The following is a 17549-nucleotide window of genomic DNA, read 5'->3' on the forward strand; positions in this document are numbered from 1 at the left end:
CACCAGCGAACGGACCGCTCCCCATGCCCGACGGATACTGGGACCCCCTGCCGACCGCCCGGCACCTGCTCGTCGAGAACCCGCACCTGGACCAGTTCGGCGGTCTCTGGCGGGAGCGCAACTGGCGCAACGTCCCCGGCCCGTTCTACGGCGCCGACACGGACACCATGGAGATGGGCCGGCTCGACGCGCCGTTCCACATCGCGTACGACGACGACGGCCGGGAGTTCGTCTACCGCCAGCCGACCGACCCTGTGCAGACCTTCGACCTCCTGAGCGGCTGCTTCTTCGGCCACGGCGGCTTCGCGATGGACGGTGACGACCACTGGACCGTCCCGGGCGTCCGCGAGTGGTGGCACGGGCGCGGCCGGGTCCGGGAGTGGGCCGTCACGGCCTCCGACCACCTGGCCCGGGCCAGCGGCGAGTACCGGAAGCACTACCAGGACTCCGCCCAGGGTCTGCGCGACTACATCGCCTACCTCGACGGCGGGCTGGAGAAGTACCTGCGCGGCTACCTCTTCTGGCTCGCCGAACGCCGCCCGCCCCGCAGGGGCGAAGCCCGCCCCGAACTGGGACCGCCCCGCCACCGCACTCCCCCAGCGCCCGCCGCTCCCGTCGTCGGCGATCCGCTGCTCGCGGGCTACTTCGTGGCGGTCCCCGAAGCGCTGACCGGCCTCGGCCTCCCGCTGGAACGGCTGACCACGGCCTGCGACTGCCTGATCGACCGGCTCCCCGACGACGGCTGCTGGTTCGACACCCCGCAGGAGGCCCTGGCAGCCTGCGCGACCATCCAAGTGCCCGCCGAGGCCCGGCTGTACGCGCTGCTGATACCCGCCGAGCACGCCGCCGGCTTCGTCGCCGACATCCGCGCCTCCGTGGTGGACGAGCCGGTCCTGCTCGCCCACCTCGACCGCCCGGCCGACGCCGGCCCCGCCCCCGAGCCGGCCGCAGACGGGCACGAGATCGGCTGGGAGGTACTCGGCTACGACGACGGCGCGCTGCACTCCTGGCTCTGCAACGACCTCCACCAGGACGCCGTGCGCGACCTCGGCGTGACCACCGACGACCGCGGCCTCCTCCCCTCCCGCGAGCCCGCCGAACGCCTCGCCGCCTGGGCCAACGCCCGCGACGACACCAAACCGGTCACCTGGTTCCCGGCCACCCTCATCGAGTGGGACACCCCGATCGAGAGCCACTTCGTCCCGATCGTCCCCGAGCCCCCCGTCCCCACCCCCGTCCCCTGGTGGGAACGCCTCTTCCTCTAGGAGCCCCAGGGCCCGGGCTCCCCGACCGGCTCGGCGACGGCCTCCCCGACCCCCTGCCCCCCGATCTTCTCCAGCACCCGCTCCAACAGCTCGGTGTCACAGTAGATGTGCAGCTCTGTGATCCGCCCCCACTTGATCCGCACCACGTGCACCCCCTGGTTCGAGTACCGGTTCCCCTCCCGGTCCGTGAGGTGGTCGACCCACTCCGCGAAGGCCACCGTGTCCCACGGCCACCCCTTCGCCACCACCTTCTTCACCTCGAACCGCAGATCCGGCATGACCTCCGCCAACCGGTCGTACCACCGCTGGATCTGCTCCCCGCTCCGCCGCGCCCCCGACAACGCGTGCCGCCCTGAGAACCAGTGCTCCGCCTCCGGCGCGAACTGCCGCACGATCGCCCCGTAGTTCCCCCGGTTCACCTCACCGAACGACTTCCGCAGATTGCGCCGAACAACAGCGTGATACACGTCCCCACCCCGCCTCCCAGCGCCCCCGTCCACCCGGCTGACGCCCCATCACCACCATAAGCCTCACGCCCCGCCGCCCCTCCCCGAAAACCGAAGGGCCCGGTCAGAGAACTGACCGGGCCCTTCGGGTGCGAGCCGCCTGCGGGATTCGAACCCGCGACCTACGCATTACGAGCACGCTCGGTCACGTGCCCACCAGTCCCAGTAAGCGGCCCCCAATCCCAGTTTTGCCTGGCCAGAGTACCTCTGGGTATGCCAGTGAGTCCCAAGCGGTGCCACTTGTCCCATGGGTACCCGAACGTCCCGGGCACTTTGTGGGCACCCCTGGCCCGATGAGAGTCATCCACTCCAGCTTCGATGAGGCCGGACTACCCTTATCACTCTCAGCGACTATCTCCGGCAACATGCCGACCCCGCTGCCAGGACCGTCCCCCGCGAAAGCCCTACGGACGAACGCGCGCCTCCAGGCCCAGGCCGACTGCCCCGCCGACTGAAGTCGTACCTTCCGTCGGCCGAGGACGAGGGCCTCATGAAGGGCTCAATCTCCCATACCTGCCATTGCCGGAACTCGCGGACCGGCATCCCCTACCCAGCCACCTCGCCATGCCCGAAGCTGCGCAACCCGAAGCACGGCCAGTGGTCGATGCGTCAGGAACTCGCTGCGGACGCCGACGGCAAGCGTCGCCAGTTCCGACACACCGGCTTCACCAACGCGCAAGGCGCCCGGCGGGAGCTGCTTCTCGTCCAGGCACTGCTCGCGTCCGCGGACGAAGGTAACCCGAAGGACCGCCAGCGCATCAGCGACATGATCATGCTCTGTGCCAAGGAGCGATCCGCCCTCCCCGACGTCGAGACCACGTACCGCCTTCTCAAGGCCGGCCACAGCCTGACCACCCGAAAGTGACGGTCAGCGACTGGCTGGACACCTGGCTCAAGGGCAAGAAGGCGCTGCGGGTGACCGGAGTTACACGCTACGAGGTGGACATCCGCTGTCATCTACAGCCACATATCGGCCAGATCCGCCTCGACCGACTGCGCGTGGATCACCTTGATGCGATGTTCGAGGAGATCGCGACAGCCAACGTCGAGATCCTCGAACAGAACTACCAGCGGCGGCAGGCCCTGGAGGATCTTCGATCGATTCGCGGGCGGGCCGCTCGGCGCACCGCACGTGTGACCATCGCCGCGATGCCGCCGTTCCGTCCGTCACCGGCCTGGCCACCCAGCCAGCACCACATAAAGGCCACACTGCGAGCCGCTCTCAACACGGCCATCGCCCGGCAGTTGATCACGTTCAACCCCGCCGCATACGTCGAACTGGAGACCGCTCCGAAACCGACGGCCCTGGTGTGGACCACCGCCCGCATCGCCGAGTGGAAGCGCACCGGAAAGAAGCCCTCGCCAGTCATGGTCTGGACCCCCGCCCAGACCGGCCTCTTCCTTGACCACGTCGCCGAGCACCGGCTCTACGCACTCGCGCCTGTACTGCTTCCGCGGCCCCCGCCGCGGAGAATGCATCGGCGCCCGGTGGATCGACTTCGACTAGGAAAGCGAATCCCTCACCGAACAGACCCAACTCGTCGGGCGCCGGCGAGGTTGTTGCTGGCCGTGATCGTGTCGGGGTGGTCCTCACCCAGCAAACGCGCCCGGCCAGCGAAGGTCTGCTCATACAAGGGGATGGCCCGACGCAGGTCACCTGCCGACTCGTAGGCGATGGCGAGGTTGTTGCGGGAGGCGAGCGTACTGTGATGGTCCTCGCCCAGAACTCGCGCCCGGCCTGCGAGGGTCTCCTGGTGTAGGAGGATCGCCCGGTGCAGGTCACCTGCCGACTGGTAGGCGCTGGCGAGGTTGTTGCGGGAGGCGAGCGTGTCAGGGTGGTCCTCACCCAGCGCTCGCGTCATGTCCTCAAGATTCTGCTCGTACAGAGGGAGCGCCCGGTGCAGGTCACCTGCCGACTGGTAGGCGCTGGCAAGGTTGTTGCGGGAGGCGAGCGTGTCAGGGTCGTCCTCGCCCAGAACCCGTGCCCGGTCTGCGAAGTTCTGCTCGTGCAGGAAAATCGCCCGGCGCAGATCACCTGCCAACTCGTAGGCGGTGGCAAGGTTGTTGCAGGCTGTCAGTGTGTCGGGGTGGTCCAGCCCCAGCGCCCACATCATGTCGGTGAAGTTCTGCTTGTGCAGGGGGATGGCCCGGCTCAGGTCACCCGTCGACTGAAAGACGTTGGCGAGGTCGTTCCGGGTGGTAAGGGTGTCTCGGTGGTTCTCACCCAGCATCCGCACCCGGCAGGCGAGAGCGCGCTCTAGGTGGGCGGTGGCCCGTGGGATCTCACCCTGGAGTCGATGAAAAACTCCGACATGGTGGAAGAGGTCAGCGGTGGTGGGTGTGTCGGTGCCGGACGGTGTGTGCTGGCTGAGGGCGTCGACATGCGGCGTCAAAGTACGCCATTCGGCCCAGGTACGCGGCGTGTACGGGGAAGCGGGGTGGGCACCGAGGAGCAGTGCGGTGGCATGGTGGAGACCAACGGAGATGTCTGCGGCTTGCCGGTGGGGGTCGTCGTTATCTGGAGTGCGGGCTAGAGCCTGGACGAGGCGATGGACGGCGAGGCTGTCAACGTCCATGGTGATCATGTTGTAGGCGGCGAGGCGGCCGATCGCGCGGTGAACCTCGGGAGCCCTGTCGATCGGGTCGAGGAAGCTGCGGGGAATGCCGCTGGGTGCCCACCAGGCGATGACGCGCAGGATGTGGCCGGCGAGGGGGGTGTCGGCAAGCCGGTCGAGGGTGATGCGCCAGACGCGGGCGACCGTACGTTCGCGGTCGCGGCCCTCGGCCGTCTCGCGGTACATATCGGACGGGTGGTCGGCGAGCAGGCGCAGGTAGGCGCCAGGGGTGATGCCGGTCTGTGTGATGTAGGCGCCTGCTTGTTCGATGGCGAGCGGCAGGTGGCCTAGTTCGTGGCAGAGTTCGGCGGCGTCAGCGGTGCGGCGACCGCCGTGGGTGATGATGTGGGTCAGGAGGTCGATGGACTCATTTGGAGCGAGGACATCAAGGGGGATAGGGATGGCGGTGTTGTACCAGCCGGTGGCGCGGCGACTGGTGATCAGGATCCGGCCGGTGGTGGCGCGGGCGATCAGTGGAGCGAGCTGGTCTGGGTTATCGACGTTGTCGAGGATTAGGAGCCAGCCGGTGTGGGTGGCGAGCCATTGCATGGCGCGTTCGGCCAACTGCTCTGCCGGGAGCTGTGCGAGGGCTGGCTGCAGAGCTGCGGCCAGGGCAGCAAGGCCCGCGTCGAGGTTGGCGGGATTGTCGGCGGTGATCCACCAAACGGGGTTGCTGACACCGGCGCGAGTGGCAGCCCAGTGCGCGGCGAGGGCGCTCTTGCCGACGCCGCCGAGTCCGTGCAGAGCCTGCACCACTGCAGTACCAGCGCCGTCGAGTGCGGTGTCCAGCAAGCCGAGTTCTCGCTCGCGACCGACAAACACGACACACCGGCCGGGCAGGTTTATCAGCCCCAGCGGGGCATCGATGTCTGCGGGCGGACGCAGTTCCTCCCGCGGTACGTGAATGATCGTCGTGTGGTCTCCGGTGGTGGCAACGCCGGTGAAGGCCGCCCCCTGGGTGTTGATCGCGATCGAGCGTTCACCAGAGGCAACGGTGGCATCTGCGTCCGGGCCAGCTACGCGCTTCCCTTGAACGGGAGCGGGCTTGTTCCACCGCCACCTCACGGCCTGGGTCCGCCATCCCGGTCCCCGGTGGTGATATCGCCCTCGATGCATCCCCGATGGCGACAGACCGGTCCCCGGAGGCCGTCACCGATCCCGACCCTGCCGCCACTCCAGGACCGATGGGCGGCTGACTGGCCGATGAAGGCGTGATAGGACTGCCCTGGTCACCGGTCGTGATGGTTCCTTTCACCAGTCCCTTAGCCGCGACCGCCCGGGGGCCGGAAGCAACGACCAAGCCCAGTGCTGGCCGGGAAGGAGCTGCGGCGAATCCTTGGCCCCACAGGACGGTAAGAGCAGCCACTGCCGCGCCCAGGGCGGATGCGACTGCCCAGCGCGCGCCCGGATCCCTGATCGTCGAAGGCAGCACCCACATCCCGCACACCATGGTCAGTACCGTGAAGGCTGTCGCCGTTACCACCGCCGCCACCAGCCATCGCCACGAACGCCCCACCTCTGTACTCCCGTTCAGCGTCTCTTCTAAGGCTGACCCACCGTCACCTCGTGGTGGCAAATCTACCCGCCACCCCTACACCAGTTGGTCCGGTGCACGGAAGACGTCCCCGATAACGGCTCCCTGAGTCAGGTCTGCGTTCCGGCAGAAATCCTGGCCTCGACGAGAAGCGGTGCCCGGCTCTGGCTGCTGCCGTGGACGTCGGCAAGGATCCAGAGCGACACCTCGCCGGAGTCAACCGGCGCCACGACCAGGTCGCAGATGCGGTTAGCGGTCAGGCTCAGCAGGAGTTGCGGCTTCTCCGGCGAGCGGAGGTCGTACCGATAGAGCTCACCCTCCAACGACTGCCGGACGCCCGCGACGAGGACGGCGTACTCGTGTTGCGCAAGTCGCGGTATACGGCGAGGAGTTCGCGCAGGCGAAGGGTCAGTGTCACGTCCACCTGGCCATCCTTGCGTCCGTGGCCGCTCGGCGGAAGGGATCTGCCCGCCTGCGGTGGGCCGCCCAGAGCTTTCGCGCAAGGTCTCGGCGGTCACGTACTCCCAGCAGACTTTGCCTCGGCGGGGACCGGGCAGGTCGATTCCTTGCAGAGGGTCGTCATCCGGGTGGTGAAACAGGGCGTCCCTCGCCCATCGGGCCGTCGTTTCGTTGAGCGCGCGGGCCAGGCGGGTGCTGCCGGCCACGCACCGGTCGTCCTGTTCGCTGGTCCCCGGCGGGCCGATGATCAGCGCGGTCCGCCGCGCCAGCGGGATGTACAGTCCGCCCGGTGCCGCCAAGCCTGCCGGTGTCCTGTCAGTGGTGTGCTCGTCGCGCAACGCCATGACCGGAACGTCCGAGGTCGCCAGGGACTTCCGCTGAAAATCGACGATGGTCCACGACCGGTCGCAGAGCTCTGCCGCCCCGCTGGGCAGTGCTGGGCCGAGCATCGACGCCCCGTGCAGGAGGGGAAGGTTCAGGTCGGTGGCCCCCGCTTCGACACCGGCGTTCCGAAGCAGTTCCGGGAGCACCTCGTGGAGTGCCTCCAGGGCGTCCCGGGCGGTCGGCACACGAAGGTGCTGAAAGGCGAGGAAGAAGGCGACGTTCAGCCGGGTGTCCCGGGGCAGCGGCCACTTCCGCTGCTGAGGATCGGCGGTCTCCTTGAGTACCGGAGCCGCACGGCTCTCCAGTGCGGCGGCAGCCGTCTCCATGTGGACGCTCTGCTCCCCGTCCACCTCGACGCGGTAGAAGTGATTCGACGCGGCGACCTTCCTGGTGCTCTCCGTGGTGGACCGCCCGGTCGCCAACCGGACCACCTGCACCTCGCGCCGAGCGTTGCCGAAGAGGGCGAGGTACATCTGGGGCACGAAGTGGTGCCGCTTCGGATCGCTCACAGCGCCATGATGGCCCACCCGGGTACCGGGCTTCCGGCACCACACAGTCGAGTCCGGTTCCGTCGGGCCCTTCGCCTGTTGTAGGAGTTCCACAGGTAAATCCGACGCCGCAATGCCTGCCCCACCGTAAGGGCTGTCTCCAATGGACGAGCGCACACATCCAAGCTCGGGCTGGCTGCTCCGACGGTCGTCAGACTCATTCCCCGCAGGGGCAACCCGCGATACCAACCAGACCGCCCTTGACGGCCTGGCGAAGGACGCGGCTTAGAAGATCGTACAGCTCTTGTCCCGAGCGCACCAGGTTTCGGTCGGTGCTGACGTGGAGACCTCGGCCACCCCGCCAGCGTCCGCGGCTCCCCTCCCCACAGACCTGAACGGGGCTCCGGTGTGCGCCTTGCAAGCGATATCACGATGAGGACGACTTTTTCAGCGGCTGGCGCCGGAGATCGGGGAGCCATTGAGAAGGGAGCGCCTGTTCGGCTCGGAAGATAGCCGCAACGCTGTGGACCGACAGAGTACTCAGGCCCCGCGATCGGATTACCTTCCAAGCTCGGTTCAACCGATCAAAAAGGTCCAACACCTCTGTGGGCCGTACTAGATAAACGTGCGGTTCGGCAACGGCTTGCGCACTCGGATGAACAGCTGGCTTGGCCGTCACCAAAAAACTGACCGAATCGCCGGGAGCGATACCCCCCTGCTCGGCTTCAGTGAAACGGAGGTGCGCACCAGCCTGCCGTACATTGTCCGCACCCACCATACCCGTGGCCTTGGCCTGGCTCTTCGCTTCCCAAGTCAGCCACTGGGCCTCCTTGAAGAGCCACACGGCATCTGGCGCCGCATCAACGGTGCCGTCGTCACCATAGGTCTTCTCGGCGCCGGCAAGCTTGCCCATGAAGACCAGGCCAGCCTCGTAAGCAACGTACTCCGTACCTGCCAGTCCGGCGCGGGCCGTCGCAGTCTCCACGTCGTACACTTCAGGTCGAGCGAGTTCCGTTTGAGCCAGTACCTGGCTCATTGCAGCTGCATCAACGGGGGAAAGGTCAGGATCGGGAGAGACAGCGTGCTGCTCACTTGGCGCGGCAAGGTTCGAGAGCCATGTCGTGCCCTGGCTGAACCGCCTCGCCTCGCTGTAGTACTTCTTCGCCGTTTCTCGGAGACTGATATCTCCGGTCAACTCGGCCTGGCGCTCAGCGATACTGAACGCCAGGTAGCTCCACAAGGCCGCGTATCGCTTCGGGGCGTGCTTGCCAGCCAACTTATCCAAGACTGACCTAATGGCGCCAAGCGCAACGGGCCAGTTTCCCTCCCAGATGGCATTGGTGGCCGCCAACTCATACTGCACGGCGCGCTGGAGATCGACCGCACTTGGCGCCTCCAACCGGGTGAGTTTGTCACGGCTGGAACTGATGTCCTGATCGACAACTGCCCACTCCTCGGCGTGCTCAGAGAACACAGCGAGGTTCTCAAGGATGGCAGTCGAGGAAACCTGGCTTGTGTCCCAGCCGAACTCCAGTTCGGCGTGCACTTCGGGATGCATGTACTTCCACACATCGCGGCGCGAAAGATAGGTGCTCAGGTCGTTGCCGAGGACGAGGACAGTCGTGTAGTCACGGAGGTTGCGGGTCGCACGACCAGCGCCTTGCTGTATGCGTGCGCGGATCCGCTCGTCCAGTACCTCGACCGCCCCCAAAGAACCGTGAAGGAAACGCTCTTGGAGGTCCCCGCGCGCTGGAAGTCCAACAAGCACAACCAGTCGGCAGTCTTCGTCGGGCAGGTCAATACCGTCGTATCGGTTGCTCAAAACCAACGCGGCTGAGGGCTTGGAGGTGAATTCCGACAGGTCATCCTCCACTGCGCCAGCGTCCAGCACGAGAAGGTCGTCAGGCAGCATCTCGCGAAATTTCTGGGCAGTCCGGCGGTCCGGGGTCAGCGCCACAGCTCGGCCAGCATCGCCGACAACCTTGGCAAGGAAGGGAACCATCTGGTCCGGGCTTGCTGCTAGGTCATCAGCGAGGCCGGGGAACACAAAGAGGCGACGCCCCGTACTTTCCCTGTCCCAGCCGGGTGGGATAGGGATGCGCTTGATCTTCCGGCGGCCGAAACTGCGTTCTAGCTCGCCACCCGAGCCTAGCGTCGCACTCATGTAGATCCGCCGCGCTGGGTCGCTAAAGGGTGAGTGCTGGAAAGTGGGAGCGATCAGCGGCCGGATCAGCATTTGCCGGTATGAGACATAGACCATGCAGCGGGCTACGTGACCTTGGATAAGCTGCCAAGGGTATAGGGATTCCCTGCTCACTTTCCGCGCTGAGACCGCGGCAGCAATCACCTCTTCGATTTGAGCAGAATGCGCTGTCACCCCCAGAGGCGAAGCCAAGTAAACCTGGGAGAGGTACTGGCTATCAGGATCCGCCTTCGACAATCGAGCCACAAGGAGCGGGTCGAGCGTCGGAGCTAGGACAGATAGCAGATCAAGGTAGGCGCTCTCGTGGGTGGCCCTGTCGATCTCCAGTTTCCATGGGCCCGCGACGTATCCCTCAGCGGCATGGGCGTCATCAAGCACCAATAGGTTGGCCTGATTGAGAGCCGGATTACTGTTGAACACATGACTGTAGACGCTGACAGCTACAGCGTTACCAGACTCGAAGCTTGCACGATGCGCCTGGTTCCAGGATGCGACTCCATGAACCAGTAGGACGTTGGGAATGCCGTACATGTTCAGCTTGGCGGCTGTCTGCCTGGCCAGCTGCCGAGTCGGGCAAAGGTAGGCGACTCGCGCTTGTTCTTTTCGGCGCACGTACTCAGCGATGAGACCCCCAACCAGGGTCTTGCCCGCCCCGGTTGGCAGCTCGATCGCAACGTCTGGGTCATCGTGGTGGTTTGCGTGCCAGTCCCGCAGAACATCTTGCTGGTGTCCCCACACGGCTGCTGGCCCGCGATTGTGCTGGGCAAGCTGGCGGTACAGCTGCAGAGGATCGTCCGGGATGCTCGGCAGCTGCGACTTCCGTTCGAATGCCATGGCAACCACCCTGGTCCAACTCGCCGCAGCCAGCGGCTTGAGCGTCGCTGACAGGTCACTTCCTGCCAGCAAAGAGCCATCCGGCCCCGGGTCAGTCAGCTTATCGGCTGACACGCCTTATGTGTCCTCCTATCGCGGAGCTTGTAGCCACCGAACACCATGCGGCTGTTTCGTCACCTCGCGGTCGTGCGCTCGCCTCGATGGGGGTCAGTAGCTCCAGCTTCGACCACGCCGGACTACCATCGTTACTCTCAGCAACTCTCTCCGACGTCACCATGCCAACCTGACCGTAAGGACCGTCCTCAGAACGGACGGGCACAGACGTCCAAGCCCAGGCTGGCTGCTTCGTCGGCTGAAGTCGCATCCCCCATTGGCCAAGGATGTGGCCGTCATGAAGGGTTCGATATCCCAGAACTGCCGTTGCAGGAACCCGCGAACCGGTAACCCCTACCAAGCCGACTCGCCATTGCCCGAAGCTGTGCGACCCGAAGCACGGCCAGTGGTCGGTGCGCCAAGAGCTCGCAGTGGACGCTGGCGGCAAGCGCCGCCAGTTCCGGCGCACCGGCTTCGACACTGCCCGAAGCGCCCGGAAGGAGTTGCTCCTTGTCCAGGCACTGCTCGCATCCGCGGACGAGGACGACCCGAAAGACCTCCAGCGCATCAGCGATATGATCATGATCTGCGTCAAGGAACGATCTGCTCTCCCCGACATCGAGTCCACATCCCGCCTCCTCCGGGCTGGCCACAGCCTGACCACACGAACGACGGTCAGCGAGTGGCTGGACACCTGGCTCAAGGGCAAGAAGACACTGCGGGCCGCCGGAGCCGCACGCTACGAGGCAGATATCCGCTGTCATCTCCGTCCACGCATCGGCCAGATTCGCCTCGATCGGCTACGTGTGGATCACCTCGATGCGATGTTCGAGGAAATCGCGGCGACCAACGTCGAGGTCATCGAACAGAACTATCAGCGGCGGCAGGCCCTGGAGGATCTCCAGTCGATTCGCGGGCGGGCAGCTCGGCGCACCGCGCATATGGCAATCACCGCGATGCCGCCCTTCCGTCGCATCACCGGCCTGGCCACCCAGCACCACATCAAGGCCACGCTGCGGGCCGCACTCAACACGGCCATTGCCCGACAGCTGATCACCTTCAACCCCGCCGCACATGTCGAGTTGGAGACTGCGCCGAGGCCGAAGGCTCTGGTGTGGACTGCGGCCCGCGTCGCTGAGTGGAAGCGGACCGGCAAGAAGCCCTCGCCAGTCATGGTCTGGACTCCCGACCAGGCCGGCGCATTCCTCGACTATGTCTCCGATCACCGGCTGTACGCCCTGTGGCACCTGTACTGCTTCCGTGGCCCCCGCCGGGGCGAGGGCTTGGGCGTGCGATGGATGGACTTCGACAGGGACACCCGCGCGCTGGCGGTGGCAACCCAGCTCGTCCAGCTCGGCTGGGACGTCGTCGAAGGGGAGCCGAAAACGGCGAGCGGCATTCGACTGGTCGCGCTCGACCTCGGCACTACCGACGTCCTACTCCGCCACGAGGTGCAGCAGCAAGCGGAGCGCCTGCGCTTCGGCGCCGGCTGGGTCGACACCGGACGGATCTTCGTCGAAGAGGACGGGACCTGGCTGCACCCCGGCAAGGTCAGCGACCTGTTCGCCCGCCTGGTTTACGACGCCGACCTTCCCCCGGTACGACTGCACGACCTGCGCCATCTGGCAGCTACCCTCGCGCTACTCGCCGGCGTGGACGTCCGCGTGGTGTCGGAGATGCTCGGCCACAGCAACACCTCCATCACCCGAGACATCTACCAGACCGTGCTTGATGACCTCGCACGCGAAGCAGCAGAAGCCGTGGTGAGCCTAGTTCCCCGTAGGTCTCCGTCCGCACGACCCACGCCATTGATCACCTAGTCATCCGAACGGCTCGCGCGCCCGCGAGACAGCCCCAGGCGGCTCCGCCGGCCAGAGCCAACCTTCGATGCTGTCAGCGGGCTCGAATCTGCTTGGCCACTCCGGTGGTGTTGTACCGGTACCGGGCCATCTCCTCGGTCACCCCGTAGTGATCGGCGATCTGCGCCGGCCCCCACTGGCGGCGGACCGCGCTGAGCAGCAGCGGTCGGGGCAGCATCAGAGTCCCGCCAAAGGCAGTCGCCTGCTCCTCCTCGTCGGGGCGGCAGGTCCTGAAGGGCATGCCGCTGACTTCGCGGATCTCGGTTAGATCGTGCTTGAGGACGAGGTGGGAGAGCTCGTGGGCCACGTCACTGGCCCTGCGGCCCGGGGTCCGGAGCGGGTTGGTGACGACGATGTTCCTGTCGGCGATCTGGAAGGTCGCGGCGGAGAAGGCATACGCCTGGACGCGTTCGAGGTCTTCGAGGCGGTCGCGGGTGACGAGCTTCTCGGCGCTGACGATCTTCACCTTGAGGTGCTCGGCGAGGCCGTCGACATCAAGGGCGTCGGCGTCGCCGAGGTGAAGTTCGCGGCGCAGCCGGAGGGCCTCTCGTTCGGCGTTGGCCTTGAAGCCTCGGGGCAGGGTCACAGTTCTCCCGCTTCGACGAGTCGTTCGAGTTCGGTGTTCATGTCGGTGAGCAGGTCGGCGAGCCGCTGGGGGACGCCGGGGCGCAGTACCGAGGCGGCGCGGAGGTGGCAGGCGAGAGCGGGGACGGCGGGGACCGCTTCCTTGGCGAGGGCGTCGTAGAGATCTCGCAGGACGGAGCTGATCTTGTTCGCCGCGTCGCCGGTGAGCCGGGGATCGGCATGGAGGTGGGTGATGGCCTGGTCGAGGGGTGAGATCTGGCGGGTGGTGGTTGGGGTGAAGAAGCGGCTCGGGGGGACGCCGAGCCAGGCGCAGAGGCGGGTGAAGGTGGCGAGGTCGGGCTGCGCTCCGGCTTCGACCCGGGTGAGGGTACTGAAGCTGACACCCGCCTCGGCGGCAGCCTGTCGGAGGGACAGGGGACCGCGGCGCTCCTTGAGGAGGCGTCCAAGTTCGGCGATGTCGAACTGTTCGACGGCGTCCGGCCCGCTTGCTTCAAGGTCTGGGAGAGGGAGCTGGCTCCGGTCGGGGCTCATACGGGCAGCGTACCGCGCAGCAGTACGGCATTGAAGCTTGACTGCATCAGCGTGGGGTGCTATCACTGAAATCACTGCTGACCCAGTGCAGCTTTGCTGACTCAGTGAAGTGTTTCTCCAACAACCCTCGAACGTCCAAGGAGATCGGCATGCCCCAGCCCCAGCCCCATGAGATCAAGACCACGGTGACCTCCTCCCTCGCCGGGCACCCGTACCAACACGACTATGCCCCGCAGGCGACCGCCGCAGCCGTGCTGTCCGATGCCATGACCTCCTTCGGCTTCACCAGCGACGGCACCACCCGCTACTACCTGTTCCACAACGGGCACGAGGTCCCGCCCGAGGCGACGGTGGGCGAGCTGGCCGGGCACGCCAAGGCCCTGCACCTGGGCCTACGCACCGAGACCACCAACGGCTGAGACCCGGGAGTCAATCGTGGATCTCGAGAGCCGTCTGCGGCTGGCGGACGACGTCCCGGCGGTCGAGGAGTTCCTCGCCTCGGCCGCCGGCCGCCTCCACCGCCGCGACCAGGACCCCGACGGCCTGTTCTGGGCCGAGGTGCAGCCGCGCAACGGCGAGCGTGCGGCGTTCGTCGCCCGGATCGAGTGGACGGTCTACCCACACCGGCCGCCCTCTCTCGTCTTCGTCGAGTCGGTCGGCGCCTCCACGACCGGGGAGCCCAGTGTCTGGCCGGGAGCGAACGGCTACCGCTGCGGCCCCAACGACGTGTGCAAGCCGTTCACCGCCGAGGGCCAGCAACTCCACCCCGAGTGGGGCACCGGGCCGCACGCCTGGCGCAGCACCGGCAACCCCTTCCTGTACGTGGTGGAGAACTTGCAGGGCGACATCGACCGTGTTGACGGGAGGCGTGCCGGATGAGCGCCGACACGAGGAACCTGGTCCTGCCGGTCGGCGCGGTTGACCCGGTGCTCCGGGAGATCCGGCACCACGGGCTGGCCGACCAGGAGACCGGCGCGCTGCTGCTGACCAGGCCGTCGGAGATGGACGTCCTGGTCGTGGCGGTGGCCGGAACGGCAGGGATCGTGCGGGGCCCGGGGCTGTTCACGGTCAGCGCCGTCGCGTACGACCGGCTGTTCACCTTCGCCGAGGAGCGGTCCTACCGGACACGGGCGATGATCCACTCGCACCCGGAAGAGGCTTTCCTCTCGCGGACCGACCGCCTGTACTCACTGCGCGTACCGGGGTTCGTCAGCGCAGTCGTCCCGACCTATGCGGCGCCGCCCGCCGACCCAGCGTCCTGGGGGTGGTGGCGTTTCGACCAGGACTGGGTGCCCTGCGCTGCTGCGGTCGTCGATGACGCGCTACCCCCGGTGCTGACAGTGCTGTTCGACGAGGAGGGTGTCCGTGCGTACTGACTACAGCCGCAGTGTGCGCCTGGGCGGCTTGGCCGCCGGTGTGGACGAAACCACCCTGCAGGAGCGGATGGAGGGCAGCCCCATCCACTTGACCGCAGACAGGCGCCTGCCTGCGGTCGCCGAGACCCTCGAAGTGCTGGTGGCCGACCTACGCCGGTGGCCGGTCCCACTGAGCCTGGACCCCGGCCGCGGACCGGGGCGGCTCGACGACACCCTCGTCCGCCAACTGGTGGAAACCGCGGCCGGGATCGACACGGACCGGCCGCTTCGCATCGGCGAGGCCCCGCGCGAAGCGCCGCTGCGCCTGCACGTGGGCACCGAGCCGCCGCCGGACGTCACAGTGGCCGGGGCGCCGGACGGGCACGGGGCCCGACTGCGGCACGCCGGACATCTCTTCCCCCGGCTCAACGCGCCCGGCACCGGGCTGGGCGCGGTCCTCACCGCGGCGATGCTGGCTGGCGAGGCGTTCAAGGTCGTCGCCGGGCTGCCGGAGGGGAAGTTCCAGGACACCCCGGTGGTGGACTTCTGCCCTGTCCTGCCCGGCGAGCAGCCCGGGACCGTCGGCGCCCCGCCGCCCTCGCTGGAGGGGATCATGCTGGGCGGTGGCGGCGCGATCGGTACCGGCATCGCCCTGGTCCTGGACCTGCTGCGGGTCTCCGGCAAGCTGACGGTGGTGGACAGGGAGGTCTTCGAGAAGCCGAACGTCACCTCCTACAGCATCGGCACCCTCACCGACGCGGCCGCGCAACTGCCGAAGGTGCAGTTGATCGCCGCACGCCTGCGGCGGATCGAGGTGACCCCGTTCCACGGCACGATCCAGGACGCCATCGAGGCCGTCGATACCGGCAGCCTGCCCTGGCCCCGGACTGTCCTCGGCGGACTGGACAGCGTCGGTACCCGGCACGACCTGCAGCGCCTGCACGCCGACCTCACCCTGGACGGCAGCACTGGCGGCCCGGTCGGCACCACCGTCGCCCTGCACGAGGCACTGCCCACCGGCCCCGGCCTGTGCTGCTACTACAAGGCCGACCACTCCGGGAAGAGCGCGGAACAGCGGCTTAACGAACTGACCGGGCTCCCGCTAGCGCGGATCGCCCGCGGTCAGGAACCCCTGACCGAACAGGACCTGGAAGGGCTGGACGACCAACAGCGGCAGCTCGTACGACAGTTCCTCGGCCGGCCGGTGTGCGGGCTGATCAACTCTGCTGAGCTGGGCGGCGGAGCGGACGACGCTTTCCGGCCCTCGGCCGCGTTCGTGGCCCAGCAGGCCGCCTGCTTGGTCGTCGGCGCCTGGATCGCCCGCAGCACGGGTCTGATCACCGGCCCCATGCGGCGCATCGAGTACGACACCCGCTTCGGCCCCCGGCCCGACCAGATGACCGACCACTGGACCCCCGCCCCCGGATGTACGTGCCAGATGGACACCGCCCTCATCAGCCAAGTCCGGGAAAGCCGACGCACGGCAGCACCCACTGACAGAACAGGGCACAGGAGCACTCCGGAACAGTTACTCACCGCATCCATTGCGGAGACACCATCGAGCGCCGCGGGGCGAGGTGCCGCCCAGCCCGGTTCATGATCGCTGCACAAGCGGGCACCCTTCGGGCACTGCCAAGCCCGGGACAGTGGCAGGACCCAGCACGGCGCTGTCCAGACACGGCGACAAATCGCAGGTCAGCGGCTTTCGCAAAGCCAAGTCGGGAAACTCCGTCGACGTAACGTGACCGCCGATCCACGCAATCGGCATGCGTTGGTTTTGGGGGCAAATCGGGCGCGTTTCCATGATCACAAAAAAGCCCAACTCCCGCTTCAAATGCGGGAGTTGGGCTTTACCTTGAGCCGCCTATGGGATTCGAACCCATGACCTACGCATTACGAGTTTTCCCAATCACTGTCCGCTGTCGTCCGCGCCCGTCCGCGCCGCTGGTCAGCAGACCGCGCGGGACGGCCGCAGACCGCCACGGACGTGGTGGACTGAGACCCAAACTGAGACCGGGCGCCCAGGCGGCTGGCCTCGCCGATGGACTATCCCCATCCCCGCGCGTGCGGGGCCGACTCTGGCGTGGGGCTGGTGCCCGTTACGGCCGGGGGACCATCCCCGCGCGTGCGGGGCCGACGCCGAGGGCCGGCGGTGGTTGGCGATGATCGCGGGACCATCCCCGCGCGTGCGGGGCCGACGGTGCGCCGGCGTCGCCGTCGTCGTCGGGGCAGGGACCATCCCCGCGCGTGCGGGGCCGACGCCATGGCGCAGACCTGGCCCGAGGCCGGCCAGGGACCATCCCCGCGCGTGCGGGGCCGACTCCTCACGCCCGCCGAGCAGCGCCCCACGTACCGGACCATCCCCGCGCGTGCGGGGCCGACACGTCCCCGGCGTGCAGCCGGCGGATGAGGTGGGGACCATCCCCGCGCGTGCGGGGCCGACGTCGGGGTCGGCAGGAGGGCGTCGTCCTCGCTCGGACCATCCCCGCGCGTGCGGGGCCGACGAGGCGTACGCCCGGCTTCAGGAGCGGTACGGGGGACCATCCCCGCGCGTGCGGGGCCGACGCGAGCGGCTACTCGACCAGGCCCCCGCCGGGGGGACCATCCCCGCGCGTGCGGGGCCGACAGGGAATCTGAAGGTCGGAAATGCGGACGCCGAGGACCATCCCCGCGCGTGCGGGGCCGACACTTCTTGACCTGCGGTGTTGTTAGTAAGAAGTCGCTGACACCATCGGTTCGCCGGAGCCTACCGGAGTCGGGCTCGACACCCAATCGGTAGCCGCCGACCTTACGGGCCACCACAGTTTCGAAGTCGTGAGGGGTTGCCCCCAACACGCT

The 17549-nt window shown here is 67.4% G+C and carries 13 protein-coding genes, 1 tRNA gene and 1 CRISPR repeat array; of the genes, 7 read left to right on the forward strand and 7 right to left on the reverse strand.

Going from position 1 to position 17549, the window contains the following annotated elements; translation table 11 throughout:
* The first annotated feature begins 23 nt into the window (after window positions 1-23).
* Window positions 24-1265 carry a hypothetical protein gene (locus ACFZBX_RS01510; protein ID WP_391530736.1) on the forward strand — a complete coding sequence of 414 codons (1242 nt, stop codon included), beginning with the start codon at window positions 24-26 and terminating at the stop codon, window positions 1263-1265.
* Here the strand turns inward: ACFZBX_RS01510 and ACFZBX_RS01515 are convergent.
* Both ACFZBX_RS01515 and ACFZBX_RS01520 read right to left on the reverse strand, forming a co-directional pair.
* Window positions 1262-1765, reverse strand: coding sequence for a nuclear transport factor 2 family protein (locus tag ACFZBX_RS01515; protein WP_391530738.1), 504 nt, complete (start codon window positions 1763-1765; stop codon window positions 1262-1264). The genes ACFZBX_RS01510 and ACFZBX_RS01515 overlap by 4 nt on opposite strands.
* A 100-nt stretch (window positions 1766-1865) precedes the next feature.
* Window positions 1866-1945 (reverse strand) — tRNA-Thr (locus ACFZBX_RS01520).
* 316 nt (window positions 1946-2261) lie between these two features.
* Here ACFZBX_RS01520 and ACFZBX_RS01525 point away from each other — a divergent pair.
* Window positions 2262-2636, forward strand: coding sequence for a hypothetical protein (locus tag ACFZBX_RS01525; protein WP_391530739.1), 375 nt, complete (start codon window positions 2262-2264; stop codon window positions 2634-2636).
* Between the two features lie 655 nt (window positions 2637-3291).
* On the opposite strand, the gene ACFZBX_RS01530 is transcribed toward ACFZBX_RS01525, so the two are convergent.
* The 3 genes from ACFZBX_RS01530 to ACFZBX_RS01540 all read right to left on the reverse strand — a co-directional run bounded on the left by ACFZBX_RS01530 (window position 3292) and on the right by ACFZBX_RS01540 (window position 10402).
* A complete protein-coding gene (locus ACFZBX_RS01530; RefSeq protein WP_391530740.1) occupies window positions 3292-5451 on the reverse strand; it encodes a tetratricopeptide repeat protein in 2160 nt (719 codons plus the stop codon).
* Between the two features lie 579 nt (window positions 5452-6030).
* The gene (locus ACFZBX_RS01535) at window positions 6031-7272 is read right to left on the reverse strand and encodes a DUF4238 domain-containing protein (protein WP_391530741.1); all 1242 of its coding nucleotides are present in this window, start codon (window positions 7270-7272) and stop codon (window positions 6031-6033) included.
* A 406-nt stretch (window positions 7273-7678) separates the two neighbouring features.
* Window positions 7679-10402, reverse strand: coding sequence for a DEAD/DEAH box helicase (locus tag ACFZBX_RS01540; RefSeq protein ID WP_391530743.1), 2724 nt, complete (start codon window positions 10400-10402; stop codon window positions 7679-7681).
* 410 nt (window positions 10403-10812) lie between these two features.
* Here ACFZBX_RS01540 and ACFZBX_RS01545 point away from each other — a divergent pair, with 410 nt between their 5' ends.
* The gene (locus tag ACFZBX_RS01545; protein WP_391530744.1) at window positions 10813-12201 is read left to right on the forward strand and encodes a tyrosine-type recombinase/integrase; all 1389 of its coding nucleotides are present in this window, start codon (window positions 10813-10815) and stop codon (window positions 12199-12201) included.
* Window positions 12202-12274: 73 nt separating this feature from the next.
* Here ACFZBX_RS01545 and ACFZBX_RS01550 read toward each other — a convergent pair whose 3' ends face one another.
* A complete protein-coding gene (locus tag ACFZBX_RS01550) occupies window positions 12275-12826 on the reverse strand; it encodes an ImmA/IrrE family metallo-endopeptidase (RefSeq protein WP_391530745.1) in 552 nt (183 codons plus the stop codon).
* Window positions 12823-13356: a helix-turn-helix domain-containing protein gene (locus ACFZBX_RS01555; RefSeq protein ID WP_391530747.1), complete on the reverse strand. Its 534-nt coding sequence runs from the start codon at window positions 13354-13356 to the stop codon at window positions 12823-12825. Before ACFZBX_RS01555 ends, ACFZBX_RS01550 begins: the two co-directional genes overlap by 4 nt.
* Before the next feature lie 149 nt (window positions 13357-13505).
* Here ACFZBX_RS01555 and ACFZBX_RS01560 point away from each other — a divergent pair, with 149 nt between their 5' ends.
* The 4 genes from ACFZBX_RS01560 to ACFZBX_RS01575 are packed head-to-tail and all read left to right on the forward strand — an operon-like array spanning window position 13506 to window position 16311.
* Entirely contained in the window at window positions 13506-13775 is a 270-nt protein-coding gene (locus ACFZBX_RS01560; RefSeq protein ID WP_391530748.1) for a hypothetical protein, read from the forward strand.
* A gap of 16 nt (window positions 13776-13791) precedes the next feature.
* Window positions 13792-14235, forward strand: a complete 444-nt coding sequence (locus ACFZBX_RS01565; RefSeq protein WP_391530750.1) for a hypothetical protein — start codon at window positions 13792-13794, stop codon at window positions 14233-14235.
* Complete coding sequence (locus tag ACFZBX_RS01570) at window positions 14232-14732, forward strand: hypothetical protein (protein WP_391530751.1); 501 nt, start codon at window positions 14232-14234, stop codon at window positions 14730-14732. The genes ACFZBX_RS01565 and ACFZBX_RS01570 overlap by 4 nt, the downstream gene beginning before the upstream one ends.
* The gene (locus tag ACFZBX_RS01575) at window positions 14722-16311 is read left to right on the forward strand and encodes a hypothetical protein (RefSeq protein ID WP_391530752.1); all 1590 of its coding nucleotides are present in this window, start codon (window positions 14722-14724) and stop codon (window positions 16309-16311) included. The genes ACFZBX_RS01570 and ACFZBX_RS01575 overlap by 11 nt, the downstream gene beginning before the upstream one ends.
* Window positions 16312-16760: 449 nt before the next feature.
* Window positions 16761-17398: direct repeats of the CRISPR family, unit length 28 nt; unit sequence GGACCATCCCCGCGCGTGCGGGGCCGAC.
* The last annotated feature ends 151 nt before the right edge of the window (window positions 17399-17549 follow it).

Source organism: Kitasatospora sp. NPDC008115 (assembly GCF_042957205.1).
In the GTDB taxonomy this organism is placed as follows: domain Bacteria; phylum Actinomycetota; class Actinomycetes; order Streptomycetales; family Streptomycetaceae; genus Kitasatospora.

Coding starts and splice junctions, on each gene's coding strand:
- ACFZBX_RS01555 (WP_391530747.1), bottom strand. CDS start 13,356: ATGAGCCCCGACCGGAGCCAGCTCCCTCTCCCAGACCTTGAAGCAAGC.
- ACFZBX_RS01560 (WP_391530748.1), top strand. CDS start 13,506: ATGCCCCAGCCCCAGCCCCATGAGATCAAGACCACGGTGACCTCCTCC.
- ACFZBX_RS01510 (WP_391530736.1), top strand. CDS start 24: ATGCCCGACGGATACTGGGACCCCCTGCCGACCGCCCGGCACCTGCTC.
- ACFZBX_RS01525 (WP_391530739.1), top strand. CDS start 2,262: ATGAAGGGCTCAATCTCCCATACCTGCCATTGCCGGAACTCGCGGACC.
- ACFZBX_RS01570 (WP_391530751.1), top strand. CDS start 14,232: ATGAGCGCCGACACGAGGAACCTGGTCCTGCCGGTCGGCGCGGTTGAC.